This is a genomic window from Pirellulales bacterium (assembly GCA_019636335.1).
GTDB lineage: Bacteria > Planctomycetota > Planctomycetia > Pirellulales > JAEUIK01 > JAHBXR01.
Window position 1 is genome coordinate 93,102 of the sequence record JAHBXR010000001.1, and the last position, 20,588, is coordinate 113,689.

Sequence of the window (20,588 nt, forward strand, 5' to 3'; positions counted from 1 at the left end):
CGCCCGCGATGTGCTTTGGTAAGCCGCTTTAGCCAGTGTATGTCCCTAATCTGTAAAAATCATGTCAAGTCGCTTGTATGTTTTCTTCCCCCGAAATTATCATGGGACCAGCAAATCCTTGCATTTCAGCAAGTCCGAGCCCAGAACACCGCCGGCGGTATGAGACCGCTCGTCGCGAGCGGCAGGGATGCCTTCCTCTTGCCCAACCCGCAACCGAGAAAGAGCACCCCATGCGATCTTGGATGGCTGCCGCCAAACGTTTCACGACGCCTTCGCAGAAGAAGAGCAAGCCGGTTGTCCGCCGCGCGCTAGGATCGCGGATCGGTCTCGAGCCACTGGAAGAGCGAGCCATGCTCGCGGTGTTCCATGTCGCCCTCTCGGGCAACGACGGCAACGACGGCAGCGCCGCCACTCCCTTCCGCACGATTCAGCAGGCGATCGACGCGGCGTCGGCTGCCGACGACGGTGACGACATCATTCGCGTCGCGGGGGGGACGTACGACGAAGCGGGCGTGGACATCGGCTTCACGATCAATGCCGATGCCGAGCTCGACTCGCTCGATATCTCCGGTTCGTGGGACGCCACGTTCACCACGCAAGATACCGACAACACGCCGACGATCTTCGCCCCCTCGGATGCAGGCGGGCAGGTCAATGTGCTCGACGACGACGTGACGCTCGAAGCGATCGGCTTCATGTTCGACGGCACGAACACCGGCATCTCGGTTGGAGCGAATAATTTTCGCCTGGATACCGTGGGCGTTACCGGCGCCTTCGATGGCGTCGCCGGCGATAGCCTGACCGCTCAAGTCAGCATCGATGACTCGCTCATCACGGGCAACCTGGGGACGGGGGTCAAGTTCACCAACATGACGGGTGACTTGATCGTCAACGGCACCGAGATTTCGGACAATGGCATCAACGGCATCGATTTCGAGGGTTCGAACGCCTTCGTGTCGATTCAGGGCTCGACCCTGAAGGACCATCTCCTGGGGACTGGTGCGAAGATCGTTAATCCCGGAGGCCAGGTCGCGGTCGGCAACAATTCGGCGATCTCCGGCAATCTGGCGGGGCTCGTCGTCGAAGGCGCCAGTTCGCTGGCCGTCGATGCCACCGACATCGAGAGCAACACGCTCAACGGCATTACCGCCAAGGATGTCACCGGACAGGTATCGATCACCGGCGCAACCACCCTCGTGACGAACGGTTTCATCGGAGCGCAACTCACCAACATCGGCTCGCTCGAGGTGGACAACATCGAGGTCAACGACAACAGCGCGGGGGGCTTGATTGCGGCCCAGGTCGCGGGCGCGGTCGAGATTACGAACAGCACCTTTAGTGGCAACAGCACCGGCATCGGCATTGCCGGCGCCAACGGCGTGACGATTTCGGGTACTTCTGCCTCGCTGAGCACCACCGCCAACGGTCTGACCGTCAACAACGGCGGAAACGTCAGTGTCACCGGCGGCAACTTCAATACGAACGCGGCCATCGGCATCGAGATCAAAGACAGCAATGACGTGACGCTCGAAAGCCTCTCCGCGAGCGGGAATGAAACGAACGGCATCAGCCTGAACGATGTAGACGTCGTCGATTTGACCACCCTCATCGTCGACGGGAACCTGGAAGTCGGTCTCTTGGTCGACGAGGCCACCTCGGTGACCGACCAGTCGAGCAGCTTCTCGTCGAATCTCGGCTCGGGCATCGTGCTCACCAACATCGCCATCGACGTCTCGTTGACCAATAGCACCGTCGAGCTCAACGGGGCTGACGGCTTCTTTGCCAACGTCGTCCTGGGAAATATCACCATCTCCAACGGCACTTTTGACGAGAACGACGGCGACGGCGTTCACGTCGACGAAGCGGGCGCGTTCAGCTTCAGTGCCCAAGCCTCGAAGAATGGCGGCGATGGCGTGGACGTGGCCAACGTGGCGTCGGTGGATATTCAGATCGCTACCGTGGAAGAAAATACGAACGGCGTGGGAGTGAAGGCCGTGGACGTGACGGGCGCCGTCACGGTGGCGTTCGTCGATTTGAACATGAACATGGTCGGCCTCGTCGTCAGCACCGCGGCGTCGGTCTCGGTCGAATCCGCCAACATCGAAGCCAACACCCTGAATGGTGTGGACATCGAAAACGTGGCAGGCCTCGTCGAGATTAAGAATTCGGACATCAATGACAACCAGTTCCACGGGGTCAGCATCAAGACGTCCGGTTCCGTGAGCGTCGTGACGGTCAACGTCAACAACAACAGCGCCGCGGGGCTCTTGATCAGCGGCATTACGGGGGACGTCGATATCGATGACGTCATCGCGGATGCCAATAGCTCGGGCATCGCCGTCGACGGCGCCGCGAAGGTCACGATCAAGGGCGTGTTGGCGACCAACAGCGTCAGCGGCAGCGGTCTCGTGATCAACAACGTCACGGGAGGTGGCACTTCCGTCGCCATCACGGACTATTCGTCGTTCAATGGAAATGCGGCCGACGGCGTCCGCATCACGAACGTCGTGGGCGAGATCATCCTCGACGAAATCGAGGCCAGCGACAACGTCGAGCAAGGCATCGACATCGACGGCGCCGACAAGATCGAACTCAACAACCTCACGCTAAAAAACAACGCCTCAGGCCTGGGCGGCCAGGTCGTCAACGTCGCGCAGATTTATCACAACGGCACTACTCTGGGAACCGTGGCCGACCTCGTTGTCGTCACGGGCACGTCGATCACTCACACGCGTGCCGGTGACGCACAGCAGCCGATCAACTATGCCAACGCCTTCCGCTTAAGCATCAGCGGACACGCGGGCGACGACACGGTTCAGGTCAACGGCGCGTTCGCGCTCGGCGCCGGCGACGGACTCCACATCTTCGGTGGAGACGATAATGACTTGATCGAGTCCAATGGTGTCACCGGGTTCGGGCAGACCGTGCCGTTCGTCATCCGTGGCGAGGCGGGGAGCGATTCGCTCGTCGTCAATACGCTCAGCGGATTCGACGACCTGGTGCAACTCGTCAGCCAGTTCGTCTTGGTGCAGTATGGCCCGAATGCCCTCGTTGCCACGCCCGAGGTGCTCGAGTACGACGACATCGAGGAAATCACGCTTGCCAGCGCCGGTGGCAATGATTCGGTCGTTGTCACCGAACCCGTGCCCAATGGCCAGTTCCCGAATGTCGTCAATATCAACGGCGGCGACGAGAACGACGGCATCGAGATCAACCTTGGCAAGCCCAACTCGGACGTCGTGTACAACATCGACGGCGGCGCCGGCAGCAATGGTCTCACGATCTTCACCCGCAGCATTCACGACAATAATCTCACCTTCACGGACGGCAAGGTCGAAGTCGAACTCCGTAATCCGGTCAATCTCTCGACGGTCAAGACGATCAACTATGCCAATATTCGCGGCATCAACGCCTACGCGGATGCGGGCAACGACGCCTTCGAGGTCTCGACCACGTTCACCAATGGTCTACAACGCCTCTCGTTGTTTGGACAGGGAGACCAGGATCTGGTCAACGTCCATCTCGACGATCCCACCCTGGCCTCGCTCGTCGAGTTCGATGGTGGAGCTGGCGTGGACAATCGCCTGTCGATCTTCACGCACAGTGGCGACGCCGACCTCGTGACGATCGACAGCCAGCGAGTGCGCTCGAAATTGGCCAGCGAAGCGAATCCCAACAAGGACGTCAACTACGCGAACGTCCAGATGCTGAGCGTCGATACAAATGACGGCGCCGACGTGGTGTCGCTGTCGCAGGCGTTGGGGGCTCCGGTCCTGCCCGCCCTCGTGGTGGTCGATCTGGAAGGCGGCGCGGACGTCGTCAACGTTGACGTGGCCAACATTCCAAACTCCGTCGAGTTGAGCCTGTTCCTCGGCGGTGGCGACGACACGGTCAACGTGACATTGGCGGCAACCAACATGTTGACCACGCTCAGCATTGATGGTGGTTCCGAGGATGTCCAGGACGAGATTCGCGTCGTCGGCAACTCTGTGGCTGCGAACAATCTATCGGTCGGCACCTCATCGTCGAACGATCGCATCCGCGCGAGTGGCATCGAACTGTTGTTCATGCTCGGCGGCGCGGGTGCCGACGTGTTCACGAACAACACCAGCATCAACTCGATCCTCGACGGTCTCGGCGGTAACGATACCCTGACCGGTGGTAGCGGCCGCGACTTCATTCTGGGCGAAGGTGGCCTCGACGTGCTGTCGGCCTTGGAAGAAGAAGACCTGCTGGTCAGCGGTCCGGTCTCGTTCGACCTGCACATCGCATCCCTCTTCGCCATCATGTCGGAGTGGACGTCGAATCGCACCTTCTCGGAGCGCATCGCCAACATCAACGGCACGGGCGTCGGGGCGCGTAATAACGGCGATGTCTTCCTGCAGCCGACGGTCACCGTCTTCGACGAAGGCGCCCTCGACCTGCTCACCGGCGGCACGGAGGACGACTGGTTCCTGGCCCAGACGTCGAACGATCAGATCCTCGACCAGCAGAACCTGGACGACATCGTCACGGTCATCCCGTAGTCGACTGACCACCAGGCTGCATTTGTCAAAAACGAAAAAGGCACCGGCCAGCACCGGTGCCTTTTTCATGGACGGAGCGTGTCGGGGGGCGACTACAAATAGTGCTCCAGCAGGCGCCGGCTCGTGCCGTCGAGTTGCCGGGTATCGGCGATCAAATGGCGGATGCCCTGGGCGTCGATCACCAGCGCCTTGCGGCCCGGCAGCCGGCGGACATCCTCTTCGCTCTTGACCGTCAGACGGGTCGGACCGCGATCGGTTTCAACGTCCCATTCCGACGAGCTCGCCAGCCGATCGATGCGCGTGATCCGCTGGATGGCCGGCACGAACTCGCGTCGGGCCAGCTCGCGCCGGATCAACTCGCGCTCGTTCTCCGGCAGCGCGTTCAGGTCCTCGATCAGCTCGAGCTCCTGCGAGGCCTCGTCGACCAGCGCGATCCAACGCTCGGGATCCGAGAAGGGAAATGCGTGCAGGGCCTCGACGCCGACGTGCTGCTCGCCCAACGCATCGGTGTAGACGAGCCGGTTCCAGGCATCGACGGAAAGTTGAAAATCGCAGCTCATGGCACCAGCTCCTCGAGCAACTCGACCTGGGCGCGGTGAAGTCGGGAATAGATGCCCGACGAATGCAGCAGTTCTTCGTGTTGACCGACTTCGGCCATGCGGCCGCGGTCGAGCACGATCAGCCGATCGGCCTTCCGCAGGGTGCTCAAGCGGTGCGCGATGGCGATCGTCGTGCGACCGGCGATCAGGTTGTCGAGCGCCTCTTGGATCTCCCGCTCGGTTTCCGTGTCGACCGATGAAGTGGCCTCGTCGAGAATCAGGATCCGCGGGTCGATCAGCAGGGCCCGCGCGATCGAGATCCGCTGGCGTTCGCCGCCGGAGAGAGCCTGGCCGCGTTCGCCGACGAGAGAATCGTAGCCGTCGCTCAGCCGCAGGATGAACTCGTGCGCCCGGGCAGCCCGCGCGGCGGCGATGATCTCGGCCCGCGTGGCGTTGGGACGGCCGTAGGCGATGTTCTCGGCAATGGTGCCATAGAACAAGAACGGCTCCTGCAACACCAGCCCGATGTGCCGGCGGTATTCCTCGACCGGAAAGCTCCGCACGTCGGCGCCGTCGATCAGGATGGCTCCCTCGTTCACGTCGTAGAAGCGGCAGACGAGGTTCACCAGCGTGCTCTTGCCCGAGCCGCTCGAGCCCACGAGGCCGATCATCTCGCCCGGCGCCACGCTCAGGTTGATGCCGTCGAGCACCGTGCGGTTGCCATAGCGGAAGCCGACGTTGCGGAATTCGATGGCGCCCGACACGCGTTCGAGATGCACGGGCACGCGCGGCTCTGGCACGCTCGGCACGCGATCGAGAATATCGAACACGCGCTGCGCGCACGCCGAGGCCCGCTGCGTGGCCGAGAACATGCGGCTCATCGATTCCAAGCGGGTATAGAAGCGGCCGATGTATGCCAGGAAGGCAGTCAGCACACCGACGGTGATCTGGTGATTGAAAATCAGCCAGGCGCCGCAGGCCCAGACGACGATCAGCCCCACCTGGTTCAGCAGCACCACCAAAGGCCAGAAGAAGGTCCACACCCGATTCACGCGATCGTTGGCGTGAATCACATGGTCGTTCGCCCGGCGAAAGCGTTGCACCTCGCGCTGTTCCTGGGCAAAGGCCTTCACGACGCGGATTCCCGGGATCGTGTCGGCCAGCACATTGGTCATTTCAGCCCAGGCCTTGCCGCCGCGGCGAAAGCCGATCTGCAGCCTGGTCCGCACACGGTAGATCATGTAGCCGATGATCGGGAAGGGGACGAGCGTGGCCAGCGCCAGCAGCGGATCGATCGAGAACAAGATCGCCGCCGTACCGACGATCATCAGCACGTCGGTCGAGAAGTCGACCAGGTTGTCCGACAGGAACGTGCAGAGGCGTTGCGTATCGCTCCCGATGCGCGACATCAGGTCGCCGGTTCGTTTGCCGCCGAAGAATTCGAGCGAAAGTCGCTGCAGGTGCGCGTAGGTTTCGTTGCGCAGGTCCGCGCTGACGCGCTCGCTGGCCCAGGCCATGACGAAGCCTTGCGCCCAGCTCAAGATCCACGCGGCAAAGCTAGCCCCGGCCAGCCCCCCCAGCAACCATGCCACCAACCGAATGCGCGGCGTCTGCTGGCTGTGCAACTCCGCCAGTTGTTGTGCTTGCAAGGCCGGGTCGTGAGCCGTCTGCGCTCGAATCGCTTCGACTTCGGTCTGATAAGGAATGAGTACGTCGTCCAACAGGGGCATCGTCAAATAGGGGGGGACGAGCCCCGCGGCGGTCGTGGCCAGCGTCAGCACGAAACCGAGCAGGATCAATCCGGCCCGCGGCCGGGCAAAGCGCAGCAGACGAAACAGGGCCATCGAGTCGCGCAGGTGCCACGGCGGTGGGGCGTCGCCTGGCGTATCGAACGAAGCGTTACCTCGCGCCGCTGCGGTGTCGCTCGACCGGCTCGTTCCCCACGTGGCCCGTGCCTGATAGGCGGCGGTCAGGGCGTGGGCGGCCGACGAAAGATGCTGCGTGTAGCGCCATTCGCCCAGTTGTGCCTCGCGGCCCAGCAGTTCCAGCTTGCCGACGCCGGCGCGTTCGCTCGCGCGCAGTTGAGCGACCGCGTCGAGCGACCAAGATCGCACGCCTTCCGTAGTGCAAGTGACCACACGCTGATCGGTCAACAGGACCAACTCGTGGGCGAACTGCAAGGCCTCGTCGAGATCGGTTTCAAACCAGCCGACGAGGCGCTCTTCCGGCGCGAGCGCAGCGGCCACGACAGAGCGCCACGTGGACGGAAGTGCTCGCAACGAAGCGTGTTGTTCGGACAAGGTAGGCAGACTCCAGGTTGCTGACCGCGGAGGCGGACGAACCAAGCAGGACAGGGGCGAGGGGGCGTCGCTGGCAGACAGAGCGGATACGGCGCACCAAGGCGCTCGGCCATGATACGGATTCTGTCGGCCGCGCGTTCGCTTGGTCGCGAATTCGCCGATTCTTTACGCGATGCCTGCTCGATTCTTCGCTCGCGGTCCTTATCTTCGACCGCCGAGGGGCAGATTCGTCACAGACGGCAACGTTTTTCCAATCGGTCGAGTCGCACGTCTGCTAGCGGCGATGCACGACGTGCCAACCGTAACGACGTTGACGTTCACGACAGGCAGTCGAAGTCGGAAATCTCGCCGGCTTAACGTTTTCGAGCGGTGGGCACGCTGCTGTCGGAATAGTACGCAAACGACAGCAAACCGTCCACGGAGCGAATGCGTAAAGAGGTGCCAAGGAGATCGCTCGAATCTTCGGCGACCAGCAACGGCGATAGGCGAAGCGGGGTGGTTTGCAACGCCTGTGTGGCTGAGCGTGTTCGCCGAGATTTTTTCGTCGATACGTAGAGGATGTTTACCAGAGGCGAACGGAATCGGAGTCATAATTGGATATCCATGCGGGTGTGCTTGCCCGCGGCGATGTTCATCCCCAAGCATGGTTCGGATCGGCCGACGAATAGGGCCGGACTCGAGCTTCCTACCCCCTGGCGAGGGCAACGATCTTCGCCTCCCCCCTAGGTCAACAACGGTGCCGGTCCGCGCAAGTGGGCTGTCCCTGATAAACCCGCGCGACCACGAGTCGCGCCATCGCTGACAAGAACGAAAACAACAAACAACTTCGGGCAGGTGGTCGTCCGCGGCACGCAACCCTAGGACGTTCGCCTGCTCTCACCTTGCTGGATTCGCTTCGAACCGCGCATCGAAGGCAAAGCATCGCTGAGGAATTCATTAGATGGAGATTCGTAAGGTTTTGACCTTGGCCGGACCGAACGTGTGGGCGAACTTCCCCGTGTTGGAAGCCTGGGTCGACTTGCAGGAGCTGAAGGACTCCCCTTCGGACGAGCTGCCCGGCTTTAACGAGCGGCTCATGTCGTGGCTTCCCACGATGATCGAACATCGGTGCAGCATTGGCGAGCGTGGCGGTTTCTTCGAACGCCTGCGCCGCGGCACCTGGCAGGGACACATTCTCGAGCACGTGACGCTCGAACTGCAGACGCTTGCCGGCTGCCCGGTGGGCTTCGGCCGCGCGCGAGAGACGGCCGAAGAAGGGGTCTACCGTGTCGTCATCGAGTACGAGGAAGAAGCCCTGGCCCGCGCCGCGCTCGAGACGGCCTTCCGGCTGTGCCAGGCGGCGGTCCACGATCGTCCCTTCGACGTGGCGGCCGAGGTCGCCCGGCTGCGCGAGATCGCCGCCGACGTGCGCTTGGGCCCCAGCACACGTGCGATCGTTGACGCGGCGGTCGCACGCGGCATCCCCTTCCGCCGGATGAATGCCAATAGCCTGGTGCAGCTTGGCTATGGTACACGGCAGCGGCGCATCGTGGCTTCCGAAACGGACGCCACTAGCGCCATCGCCGAATCGATCGCGCAGGACAAAGAGCTGACACGCAATCTGCTGGCGTCGGCCGGTGTGCCCGTTCCTTGCGGCTGGCCCGTCGACAACGCCGAAGAGGCGTGGGAGGCCGCTCAGTCGATTGGCCTGCCGGTCGTCGTCAAGCCGCAATTTGGCAATCATGGTCGCGGCGTGGCGACCAACCTGAAGACGCGCGAAGAGGTACTCTCGGCGTATGCGGCGGCGCGGCAGGAAGAAGAGACCGTCATGGTCGAGAGCTTTGCGCCCGGCTGCGACCATCGCTTGTTGGTCGTGGGGGGGCGTCTCGTGGCGGCGGCCCGTCGCGAGCCTGCGCACGTCATCGGCGACGGTGAGCATACGATCGACCAGTTGATCGACGCCGCCAATCGCGATCCGCGCCGCGGCGACGGGCACGCGAACACGCTGAGTAAGATCCGCATCGACGACGTGGCCCGCGACGTGCTGGCTGCGCAGGGATTCACGGGCACGTCCGTGCCGGCTGTCGGACAGCGCATCCTCATTCGCCGCAATGGCAATCTCAGCACCGGTGGCACGGCCACCGATGTGACGGACGAAGTTGATCCCGAAGTGGCCGCCCGCGCGATCGAGGCCGCCCGAGTGGTCGGGCTCGACGTGGCGGGGATCGATGTGGTGGCACTCGATATCCGCTGCCCGCTCGAAGCGCAAGGGGGCGTGATCGTCGAAGTCAACGCCTGCCCGGGATTGCGCATGCACGTGCAACCCTCCGAAGGCACGAGCCGTCCCGTGGGAGAGGCGATCGTCGAGCTGCTCTTCCCGAACAACGACAACGGGCGTATTCCACTCGTCGCCGTGACGGGTACGAACGGCAAGACCACGACCACCCGGCTCGTGACCCACATTCTCAAGACGGCCGGTAAGCTCGTCGGCATGACCTGCACCGATGGCCTCTTTCTCGATGGTCGCCGCATCGATCAGGGGGATTGCAGTGGTCCGCAGAGCGCCCGGTCGGTGCTCATGAATCCGCACGTCGAAGCCGCCGTGCTCGAGACCGCGCGCGGTGGCATCCTGCGCGCCGGTTTGGGCTTCGACCGTTGCGACGTGGCGATCGTCACCAACCTGGGCCAGGGCGATCACTTGGGACTCGGCGGTGTCGAGACGCTAGAGCAACTTGCTAAAGTGAAACGCACGATCGTCGACGTCGTTGCGCCGACGGGAGCCGCCGTGCTCAATGCCGCCGACCCGATGGTGGCCGACATGGCGTCGTACTGCCCGGGCAGTGTCATCTTTTTTGCCCTCGAAGAAACGCAACCGCGATTGGCCGAGCACCGTCAGACCGGCGGCGCGGCCGTCTTCGTCCGCGATGGCTCGATCATCCTGACGCGTGGCGAGGAAGAGATCGTGCTGACACCGCTCGCGAGCGTGCCGCTCGCCCGCGATGGCCGCGTCCGCTTCATGGTCGAGAATGTGTTGGCCGCCGCCGCCGCGGCCTGGTCGCTGGGGCTGCCGCTGGCCACGATCCGCGCGGGCCTGGGAAGTTTTGCGGGGGACGCCGACAGCGTGCCGGGCCGTTTTAACATCCTGAAGGTGGGTGGCGCGACGGTCATCGTCGACTACGGTCACAATCTCTCGGCACTTGCGGCCTTGATCGAAGCGATTCGCGTCTTCCCGCACGAACGCCGCGTGGCGGTCTATTCGGCCGCCGGAGATCGCCGTGACGAGGACATGGTCGTTCAGGGCGAACTGCTCGGCCGGGAATTCGACCGCGTGCTGCTCTACGAGGATCACTACACTCGTGGCCGCGCCGATGGCGAGATCATCAAGCTGCTCCGGCAGGGGATGCAAGCCGGCGGACGCGTGACCGAGGTGTTCGAGATCCGCGGATCGCTGATGGCGGTCGAGGGGGCCCTCGAGATGACCCGAGCCGGCGACCTGCTGTTGATTCAGGCCGACGTGATCGACGAGACGGTCGACTTCGTCCGCAACTACCTCGAGCTCCACCGGCTGTGGCTCGATACGCCCGCTCCGGCCGAGTGCCCCGAACGATTGGGGCAAATCTATGGACAGCAGGCGATTCCGGCCCCGGCAAACATGCCATCCATTTTCCCGCTTTCTACGTAGATAGATTGGATGGTTCGGGCCGGAAAATGGGACGCCGTGGCCTAAAGGTTGGCGCCATCGTCACTTCCGCCCGATGCACTCCGGCGATAGAATTGAAAGGACGCCTCGAGGGGCCTGGCAATAGGCCCTTCGAGCGTCCTTTCCCCTTTGCCAACTAGCGAATCGGAAGCGTCTCTGCCGAGACGCTGAGCATGATGAGTCTGGCAACCGAAAACACAGAATTCGTCGCCGACGACGAGTACGTGGGCGAGTATCGCGCCCTGTCGGCCCTGGCCGTGACGAGCGTGGTCTTGGGCGTTTGCTCGGCGGCGGCGGTGCTCGATTGGTCGCTCGCGCTGTTTCCGCTGGCCGGTATCGTCTTTGGCATTTGGGCCCTCGTGCGCATCCGGCGAAATTCCGAGACGCTGACCGGCGCGAAGATCGCCAAGATTGGCCTGGCACTCTCGATCCTGGGGTGGGCCGGAGGGTGGTCGTGGCTTACCTACGACTACCTGACCGAGGTGCCCCCCGGTTATGAACGCATCTCGTACGCCGATCTCCAGGCCGATGCGACGGGAACGCCCGTCCCGGCGGCTGCGAAAGCGCTCGATGGCAAACGTGTGTTCATCAAGGGCTACGTCTACCCCGGTGCGCAGACCCAGGGCATCCAACGCTTCGTGCTCGTGCGAGACAACGGCACGTGTTGCTTCGGTGGCGCAATGCCCAAGTTGAACGACATGGTCGACGTCAAACTGTCCGATCCGTTACGCATCGTCTACGCGACGGGTGTGTTTCGCGTGGCGGGCACCTTCCGCGTGCAATCGACGAGCGCCCCCGGATTGGGAGAGGTGCTCTACCAGTTGGACGCCGACTACGTGAAGTAGCACGGCCGGTGCAGACCACGTTCACTTCGCCCCTCGAAGTCAACATGCCACGACAGGCGTTACAACTCGGATCGCTCGCTGGCCTGCTCTTGCTCGTCGTCGCGGGCTGCAACGACGCCTCGTCGCCCGCCGTGGTCGTGGCCGAACGGACGGAATCCGCGGTCGAGGCGCCCACGAACGCCACCAGCGAGCCCGCGGGCGAGAATCCGGCGTCGGCGGCCTCGCCTGCCGCCGTAGTTCCCGCCGTAGCACCGGCTACGACACCAGCGTCGACCAACGTACAACCCGCCCCGCCGGCGCCTCGCGGACCGACGAAGGAAGTCACCTTCGACACGGTGAAGCTGGCGCTCGAGAAGGATCAGCCTTTCGAGCGGTCGTTGCTGACGCCCGAGGTCCTGGCCATCGACAACCAGCCCATCCGTATCCGCGGCTACATTCTGCCGAGCTTCCAGCAGACCGGCATCAAGCAGTTCGTGCTCGTGCGCGACAATCAGGAATGTTGCTTCGGTCCCGGCGCGGCGCTGCACGATTGCATCGTCGTCGACATGAAGCCGGGAAAGACGACTCAATACACCGTACGCCCCGTGGCGGTGGAAGGGGTCTTTTCGATCCGCGAGATGAAGGGGCTCGACGACAAACATCTGGCGATCTACCACCTCGATGGCGAATCGGTCGAGTAGTCGAGTTCCCTCTTGAGCAGTGAGGCGATCGTGCCCGAAACGCTTCACTCCGTCGGCAAGCGACACCGTCGGTTGACGCTGCTTGTGGGGCTTATCGCGACCCTTTGGGGGGGGCAGCTCGTCGCCTGTCCCTTCTGTCCGGCGCTTGTTCCCACGCTCTGTCAGCAGCGTGAATCGGCCGCCGTCGTGCTATTGGCCGAGATCGTCTCGCGCGACGAAGCCGGAGCTCGGGTACGCATTCACAAGATTCTTAAGGGAGAGACCGCTCCGACCGCAGGCAAGGAAATCTGTCTCCCCACCGCGCTGATCGGAGACGCACGCGGCCTGGTGCTCCTCTTCGGCTCGCCCAAGACGAGCTCCGCTACCAGCATCGAGGAAATGGACTGGATGGTGCGGCCCGTCGACGAAACCAGCTATGCGTACTTCGCGCGTGCGCCCGGCCTGCGGACGCCCACGTCTGAACGCTTGCGCTACTTCGTACGGTTTCTCGAGCATCCCGATCCTAGTATTGCCGCCGATGCCACGATGGAATTCGCCCATGCGCCGTTTAGCGACGTGGCCGCCATCGCCGATGCCTTCGACTTTCCGCAGGTCCGACAATGGCTAGCGGACGATCGCGTGCCGCAAGAGCGGAAGGGCTTCTACGGACTCGTCCTGGGGTTGGCCGCGGCGCTCCGGGACATGGCTGCAAATCGCGAACTGCTGCACGCCAAGGTCGGTGAGCCGGGCGCCGATCTGCGTGCGGGTTTCGACGGCATGCTGGCCGGTCTGTTGTTGCTCGACGGCGAGCCGGCGCTCGAGTTGATGGAAACACGTTTTCTCGCCAATCCCGACTCGCGCGACGGAGACGTGCGTCACGCCCTGGCCGCGTTGCGGTTCTATGCCGAGTATGGTCGCACGATTTCGCTGACACGCATCGCCCAGGCGGTACGTCCGCTGTTGGATCGGCCGGAGTTTGCCTCTGCCGCGATGGTCGAGCTCGCGCGCTGGCAAGATTGGTCGGCACTGAACCGGATCGTTCCGCTCTACGATGCGGCGGGCTACCCGCAGCCCGGCACGCGCCGCGCCGTCGTGGGGTACCTGCTGGCGGCGCCTGGTCCCCAGGCCGCGGCCGCCTTGGCCGAATTGCGTCGGCAGCATCCTGCCGAGGTCGCCGAGGCCGAGCAGCACCTTTCGCTCTTCGGCGGGGCGAAGTAGACAGGTCTTTTCTCGCCGGCTGCCGCAAACTCTGCTGCGCGTTGTAGCCCCCTATGCGGCTTGGGTTTGCGACCACGGGTCGGCCCGCTATACTTCAAAGTAAGGGACGCTCGCCAGCGGCCGAATGCCGCGCGGGGGTCGCACGCGGCTGACACAGCCGCCCGATAGCATCAGGGATTTCCAGCCGCCCATGGCCAGGTATGTCGTTCGCACCGGTTCGATGCGCACTTTGGGTGTCTACACGACGCGCAGCGAGGAGTACGCACGCTCGTCCCGGGTCATCGTCCGGACGGATCGCGGTCTGGAGACGGGCGAGGTACTGTGCGACGCCACCGACGAGGTGGTCGCCCAACTCGCCGATCCCCCCCGGGGGCAAGTGCTGCGGGCCATGACGGGCGAAGACGAGAACGAGCAATACCGTCTGCGGGCCCAAGAACGCCGCGCCTTCGAAACCTGCCGCCGTCTGATCGCCGAATTGACGCTCGAGATGGACCTCGTCGACGTCGAGCACATCTTCGGCGGCGAACGTATCGTGTTCTACTACTTGTCCGAAAGCCGCGTCGATTTCCGTGACTTAGTCAAGGCTCTGGCCGGCGAGTTTCAAACCCGCATCGAGATGCGCCAGATCGGTGTGCGCGACGAGGCCAAATTGCTGGCCGACTACGGCGATTGTGGCAAGCCGGTCTGCTGCAACACGCATCTGTCGGCGATGCCGCCGGTGTCGATGAAGATGGCCAAGCTGCAAAAGGCCACGCTCGACCCGACGAAGATCTCGGGACGTTGTGGGCGTTTGAAGTGCTGCCTGCGCTACGAGTACGACACCTACGAAGAGTTGCAGAAGAGTCTGCCCCGCGTGGGGGCCGAAGTCGTGACGAACAAGGGGCGTGCCCGCGTCCTTGCTCACGAGATTCTCGCCAGCCAGCTTCTCATCGAGACCGAAGATCACCGCCGGGTGCTGATTCCCGCCTCTGATGTTTTAACCGTGCTCGCCAAGAAATAGCGCGGCATCCCGCTCGATTCTCCGCTACGATCATCGCTTCCGCCTGCCTCGACGAATTCCGCCTTCTTTCGCCCACCATGCCGAAGTCTCCCGACCCGCTGATCAAATTGCTTCGCCGCGACAAACGCTACAGCCTCGAGGCCTATGTTTTTGTCTTCGAGGCGTTGGCCTTCGCCCAAAGCAAGCTTGGCATGGGCCGTGACGTGGCCAGCGAGTCCCGCCCCGCCCCGCCCCCTGCCGAGGAAGAAGAGGACGAATCGTCCGAAGGCTCGGAACGGCACCTCACCGGGCAGGAGCTCTGCGAAGCGATTCGCGTCTACGCCCTGGAGCAATTCGGCTATATGGCCAAGTGCGTGCTCAATAGTTGGGGGGTACACAAGACCGGGGATTTCGGCGAGATCGTCTTCAACCTGATCGAAGTCGAACGCATGCGCAAGACCCCCGAGGATCGCCGCGAGGATTTCGACGACGTGTTCGATTTCGAGACGGGACTCGTGCAAGGCTTCGAGTTCAAGCTGACCGAATGACCCCCTGCGGGCTGGTGGCCAGGCCAGGAAGCGGATGAGCAAGTCGAAATCGATACGCACCCCCGCGCGACCGCAGCCGCCGCGCCCGGCAGCGCTGGAGTCGCACGAGCCGGCGCCCCCTTTCGAGCCCCACCCGCCAGCCCGGCGGCGCGGCCTGCTTGTCGCTTCGCTCGTCTTGCTGGCCGTGTGGATCGCCTTCCTGATCGGGCTCGCCCTGTTCGGCAGTTGACCCGCGCTACCTGCCGTCGAGCGAGGCTCGGCTATACTGGCTGTTACCTGTGCGCGGCAGGCAACTCCCACGCCGCGCGTTCGTGCGCTCGTACTCCAAGTGAACTCGCGGCATGTCGCTCAAGTTTCTCGTGCCTCTGGTGTTGTTAACCTTCGCGCTCGTCGCGGGCATGTTCAGCATCACGATGAATACGCGCTGGGCCGAGTCGCAGGTGGCGCAGTACGAACTGTCGGATCTGCGCGAGACGCTGGCCTACCTGCAGGGGGCGCTCGAAATCCCGCTCGAGCGCAACGAGCTCGATCAGGTGCGGCATCTCCTGTCGCTCTTGCACGTGAACTCGCAGATCGAAGGCGTCATGCTGTTCGACGATCGGCATGTCTGCATCGCGGCGCTGCACGACGAGGAAATGGGACGTCCCGCCTCGGAGCTCCTGGCCGACGTCGGCCGGCGTGCCAACTTCGATCCCGATCGACAATTGCTTTCGCTGCGCACGCAGAAAGATTCTCAGATCAAGTACGGACTCACCAACGATCAGAACTCCGCCGTCGGATTGGCCAGGATCGTGGTGCAGGATGCTGGCCCCAACCGCCATGCGGCACGCATCGGCGTGCTCTACCTGCAGTACAATCTGCGCGACGCCTTCGAGGCCGAACGCCGCCAGGTGCGCCTGCATACGGCACAGTTTGGCGCGTTTCTCGTCTCGGCCGCTTCATTGAGCTGGCTCTGCTTTCACGTGTTGCTCACGCGACGGGCGGAGCGACTCGTCACGGCGGCCGAGCGATTTGCCGCGGGGGATCACTCGGCCTCGGCCGGCCTGACGGGGCAGGACGAGTTGGCCGGCATCAGCACGGCCTTCGATCGCATGGTCCACCAAGTGGCCGAGAGCCGCAATCGGCTGCAATCCGCGCACGATCAGCTCGAAGATCGCGTCGAACAACGGACCGAAGAGCTGATGGCGGCCAACGCCCAGTTGCGCCTCGAGGTGGCCGAGCGGCGCCGCACCGAGGCGGAGCTGCAGGTCGCCAAGGATCTCGCCGAGGCCGCCAGCCGTGCGAAGAGCGAGTTTCTGGCCAATATGAGCCACGAGATTCGTACGCCCCTCAATGGCGTGATCGGCATGGTCGACCTGCTGCTCGACACGCCCTTGAATGCAGAACAACGACGCTACGGCGAGATCGGCAAGACCTCGGCCGGACTGCTCCTCACCCTGATTAACGATATTCTCGATTTCTCGAAGATCGAAGCGGGTCGTCTCGAACTCGAATCCGCCGACTTCGACGCGGCCGACGTCGTCGAAGAGGTGGCGGTGATCCTGTCACGACCAGCCGAGGAGAAGGGGCTCGAGCTGGTCTGCGATGCGCGGCGCGGAGTCGAAACGCTCGTGCGCGGCGACGCGGCCCGGTTGCGTCAGGTGCTGGTCAACCTGGTGAACAACGCGATCAAGTTCACGCCCGAGGGGCAGGTGGCCGTGTTCGCCGACGTCGAGCACGCCGACGAGCACGAGCTCAAGTTACGCTTTACGGTTACCGATACCGGCATCGGCATTCCGGCGGAGCGCGCGGCCTCGCTCTTCGATCCCTTTACGCAGCTCGACGCCAGCACGACGCGCCGCTATGGCGGCACCGGGCTGGGGCTGGCCATTTCCAAACGCTTGACCGAGTTGATGGGGGGGAGCATCGGTCTCACCAGCGAGCCCGGCAAGGGGTCGATCTTCTGGTTTACGGCCCGCTTTGCTCGTGCGCAAGCGGTGCCGGAAAAGATTCTCCCTGACGTGAGCGTGCTGCGCGGGTGCCCCACGTTGGCGATCGACGACAACGCCACGAACCGCGAGATCCTGGCCGCCCACCTGGCCAGCCTGGGAGCCCGGTGTCAACTGGCCTCCAGTGGGCCGGAGGCCCTGGAGCTTTTGCGCACCGCGGCCAAGCGGGGCGAACCGTTCCGGCTGGCGATCGTTGACATGCACATGCCCGAGATGGATGGTCTCGAGTTCGGCGAGCGCGTGCAGGCCGAAGCGGCGGTGCGCGGCACGCGCCTGGTGTTGCTCACATCGGTCGGGCATCAAGCGAATCCCGGGCGGCTGCGCGCGGCCGGATTTGTCGCCAGCGCGACGAAGCCCCTCTGGCGTGGCGAATTGGTGGCCGTGCTCGTGCAGTCGTTAGGCGAGCTTCCCCCCATCGAGGAGCAGACGCAGCTACCCGTTGCGACGGCGGCGCGTGAGGAGAAACGCGGCCACGCCAGCGGTTCGCGCGGGCGAATCCTGGTCGTCGAAGACAACGAGGTCAATCAACAGGTGGCCACGGCACTGCTGCGCCAGTCGGGCTACACGTACGAGATCGCCTCCAACGGATTGTTCGCGCTCGAGCTCCTGGAACGGGATAAGTTCGACGCGGTGCTGATGGATTGCCAGCTTCCTGGCATCGATGGGTTCGAGGTAACGCGGCGTATCCGCGAACACGAAGCTCATCCGTCGACCGAGCCACCGCGGCGTCTGCCGATCATCGCCGTGACCGCCGGCGCCACCAAAGACGATCGCGATCGCTGCCATGCGGCGGGCATGGACGGTTTCGTCAGCAAGCCGATCGACCGTGTCCGGCTGTTGTCGATCCTCGAATCTCTCTTGAGCGAGCGCGACCCGCGGCAAGAGTCGAGTGGGGCAGACAACGGCGAGCTCGACGCCCCTTCTGGCGAGCACGGGCACGCGACGCTCGACCTGGACGCCACGATGCAGCGGCTCGGCGGCGATCGGCAGCTTCTCGGCGAGCTGGCCGAATTGTTCCGCACGACCGTGCCCGAACTGATGGGCGAGATCCACACCGCTGTGGAAACCGCCGACGCCCCCCGGGTCAAGCTGGCCGCCCACCGCCTGCGTGGCATGGCGGGCAATTTCGGCGCGGCCGCCACCATGGCAGCGGCCGCGCACTTGGAAATGTTGGCCGATTCATCGACCACCAATGGATTTGCCGAGGCTGCCGCCGATCTCCGCCACGAAGTCGAATGCCTGCTCGCGGCGCTTGGCGAACAGCTCGCACGCACGGACGTTGGCAGCCAGTAATCGCGGGGCAGTTCTACTTGATCGATTCGATCAACTGCGTGATCTGTTCTTCAGACATGGCCTCTTGGTCGGCAATGAGGATCAGGCCGGTCGGTCCCGACTTGCCTTCGAACGAGCCGACGACCTGCCAGGCTTCGCGATTGCTCCCCTCTTCCAGGCCGTGGCCGAAGTAGAACTTGGCCGGCTTGCCATTGATGACGAACTCACGTTCTTCGTATTGCTCGACGTGAATACGTTTCCCCTCGTGCCGACCTTGCTGCTCGAGTTGGTGCTCCATCTGGGCGCGAATCTGTTCGGCGTCGAGCCCGGCGAAGTCCATCGACATGAGCATCAACATCGTTGGCTCTTGCGGTCCGGTGAAGACGACGAACCGCACGTGCTGATCGGTAAAAGGCACCTTCAGGTTCATGGAGACTTCGGGCTTGAAGTCGGGGGGTACCGCGATCTCGGCGATCTGGCTGCGCACCTCTTCGATCTTCGCCGGATCCTGGCTGAGCGACTCCACGGCCGTCGAATACGCGAAGTAGGAGAAGAGCCCGAAGCCGCCGCAGCACAGCACGGACAGACCGCCAAACACGGCCAGCAGAATCAGGAAGACCTTCATCCCGGAGCCCATGCCAGCTTTGGCAGGTGGAGTGGCGCCGAAGTCGTTGGCTTGCGACATGAGAGTCATCCTTTTCGTCAAGCGAGGTTCGGGTTCAAGGCCAGGCGGGCAGCATTTTCCGCCCGCCCGAGCAGGGTGTCAACGACGCTCCCCAAATCTAGCATCGAATCGCGGGCTTGAACGGCGCGGTCCGGGAGCGTATCACGGCAGCGTGAGGAAAACGCTGGCAGCGGCGCCAACTGCGAAGCGAGGCGTGCTGCCCGGCTGGAAATCATCTCCTGAGCAGAGGGAAGCAATATGGCTCGTCATCGCCAGCGCGGCGTATCGCGTCGTCGTTTTCTCGCCACCGCGGCAGGGGCCACGGTGGCCACGATCGCGGCGCCGGCAGTCATTACCGCCGCCAAGACCGACAGCCGGGTGATTGTGGGCGAGGGAGACTATCGCTACGAGTGTCAGCACGACTGGCCGCAGCTCCCCAGTGAGTTCACCTGGCAGACGACGCACAACGTGGCGGTCGACAAGGCTGGCAATCTGTATGTGATCCATGAAGGGGACGCGAAGCTGGCGGATCATCCTTCGATCTTCGTCTTCGACGCCGACGGCAACTATGTCCGCTCCTTCGGTCAGCAGTTCCAGGGTGGCGGGCACGGCATCGAGGTCCACGAAGAAGATGGCCAGGAGTTCCTCTACGTCTGTGCCTATCAACAAGTCAAATCCTTCGCCAAGCTCGATCTGCGGGGAGAGGTCGTCTGGCAGAAGCACGCCCCCATGAGGTCGGGCAAGTACGCCGCGGACGAAGACACGATGCCCAAGAAGGTCTGGGGGCGCGATCGCTTCATGCCCACGAATTTCACTTTTCTGCCCGACGGAGACTTTCTGCTGGCCGACGGATATGGCTCGTTCTTCATCCACCGCTACGATCGCGATGGGAATTGGAAGTCTTCGTTCGGCGGACCGGGCGAGGGGCGTGGAACCTTCAATACGCCGCACGGTCTCTGGTACGACAACCGCCCCGGCGTCGAACCGAAGCTGGTCGTGACCGATCGCGCACATCATACGCTGCAACTCTTCACGCCGGCCGGAGAGTATCTCGAGACGTTCACCGGCTATGGCCTTCCGGCGAACGTCGACACGCACGGCGAGTTGATGGTCGTTCCCGAGTTGTTCGCGCGGGTATCGGTCCTGGACAAGAACTACCAGGTCGTGGCCCAGTTGGGAGACGACTCCGCGGCGATCCAGAGCGATGCTGGACGCACGATTCGCGCCCAGCCTTCGAAGTGGAAGCCCGGCAAGTTCGTGCATCCCCACGATGCCTGCTTCGATGCCGATGGCAATATCTTCGTGGCCGAATGGGTGGCCACGGGTCGCGTGACGCGGCTCAAGCGCTTGGCCTAGCTTCGGACGACGCTA

Annotated in this window: 13 protein-coding genes; 10 read left to right on the forward strand and 3 right to left on the reverse strand. The window is 63.5% G+C overall.

Annotation, left to right across the window (positions count from 1 at the left end; genetic code table 11):
* The first annotated feature begins 230 nt into the window (after positions 1 to 230).
* Positions 231 to 4,526 carry a right-handed parallel beta-helix repeat-containing protein gene (locus KF708_00375; GenBank protein ID MBX3411141.1) on the forward strand — a complete coding sequence of 1,432 codons (4,296 nt, stop codon included), beginning with the start codon at positions 231 to 233 and terminating at the stop codon, positions 4,524 to 4,526.
* Between the two features lie 92 nt (positions 4,527 to 4,618).
* On the opposite strand, the gene KF708_00380 is transcribed toward KF708_00375, so the two are convergent.
* Both KF708_00380 and KF708_00385 read right to left on the reverse strand, forming a co-directional pair.
* The gene (locus KF708_00380) at positions 4,619 to 5,086 is read right to left on the reverse strand and encodes a DUF1854 domain-containing protein (GenBank protein MBX3411142.1); all 468 of its coding nucleotides are present in this window, start codon (positions 5,084 to 5,086) and stop codon (positions 4,619 to 4,621) included.
* Positions 5,083 to 7,311 carry an ABC transporter ATP-binding protein gene (locus KF708_00385; GenBank protein MBX3411143.1) on the reverse strand — a complete coding sequence of 743 codons (2,229 nt, stop codon included), beginning with the start codon at positions 7,309 to 7,311 and terminating at the stop codon, positions 5,083 to 5,085. The genes KF708_00380 and KF708_00385 overlap by 4 nt, the downstream gene beginning before the upstream one ends.
* Positions 7,312 to 8,305: 994 nt before the next feature.
* Here KF708_00385 and cphA point away from each other — a divergent pair.
* The 8 genes from cphA to KF708_00425 all read left to right on the forward strand — a co-directional run bounded on the left by cphA (position 8,306) and on the right by KF708_00425 (position 18,574).
* Positions 8,306 to 11,026: a cyanophycin synthetase gene (cphA, locus tag KF708_00390; GenBank protein ID MBX3411144.1), complete on the forward strand. Its 2,721-nt coding sequence runs from the start codon at positions 8,306 to 8,308 to the stop codon at positions 11,024 to 11,026.
* Positions 11,027 to 11,217: 191 nt separating this feature from the next.
* Complete coding sequence (locus KF708_00395; protein MBX3411145.1) at positions 11,218 to 11,889, forward strand: DUF3299 domain-containing protein; 672 nt, start codon at positions 11,218 to 11,220, stop codon at positions 11,887 to 11,889.
* A gap of 44 nt (positions 11,890 to 11,933) precedes the next feature.
* Positions 11,934 to 12,569 (forward strand): DUF3299 domain-containing protein, encoded by a 636-nt coding sequence (locus KF708_00400; GenBank protein ID MBX3411146.1) that lies wholly within the window; start codon positions 11,934 to 11,936, stop codon positions 12,567 to 12,569.
* A 30-nt stretch (positions 12,570 to 12,599) separates the two neighbouring features.
* Complete coding sequence (locus KF708_00405; protein ID MBX3411147.1) at positions 12,600 to 13,766, forward strand: hypothetical protein; 1,167 nt, start codon at positions 12,600 to 12,602, stop codon at positions 13,764 to 13,766.
* Positions 13,767 to 13,986: 220 nt separating this feature from the next.
* A complete protein-coding gene (locus KF708_00410; GenBank protein ID MBX3411148.1) occupies positions 13,987 to 14,766 on the forward strand; it encodes a signal peptidase in 780 nt (259 codons plus the stop codon).
* 77 nt (positions 14,767 to 14,843) lie between these two features.
* Positions 14,844 to 15,293 (forward strand): hypothetical protein, encoded by a 450-nt coding sequence (locus KF708_00415; protein MBX3411149.1) that lies wholly within the window; start codon positions 14,844 to 14,846, stop codon positions 15,291 to 15,293.
* 34 nt (positions 15,294 to 15,327) lie between these two features.
* Entirely contained in the window at positions 15,328 to 15,522 is a 195-nt protein-coding gene (locus tag KF708_00420; protein ID MBX3411150.1) for a hypothetical protein, read from the forward strand.
* 112 nt (positions 15,523 to 15,634) lie between these two features.
* Positions 15,635 to 18,574 carry a response regulator gene (locus tag KF708_00425; protein MBX3411151.1) on the forward strand — a complete coding sequence of 980 codons (2,940 nt, stop codon included), beginning with the start codon at positions 15,635 to 15,637 and terminating at the stop codon, positions 18,572 to 18,574.
* Positions 18,575 to 18,587: 13 nt separating this feature from the next.
* On the opposite strand, the gene KF708_00430 is transcribed toward KF708_00425, so the two are convergent.
* On the reverse strand, positions 18,588 to 19,238 hold the full coding sequence (locus tag KF708_00430) for a hypothetical protein (GenBank protein ID MBX3411152.1): 651 nt from the start codon (positions 19,236 to 19,238) through the stop codon (positions 18,588 to 18,590).
* 237 nt (positions 19,239 to 19,475) lie between these two features.
* On the opposite strand from KF708_00430, the gene KF708_00435 reads away from it, so the two are divergent.
* Positions 19,476 to 20,573 (forward strand): peptidase, encoded by a 1,098-nt coding sequence (locus KF708_00435; protein ID MBX3411153.1) that lies wholly within the window; start codon positions 19,476 to 19,478, stop codon positions 20,571 to 20,573.
* Positions 20,574 to 20,588 lie beyond the last annotated feature (15 nt).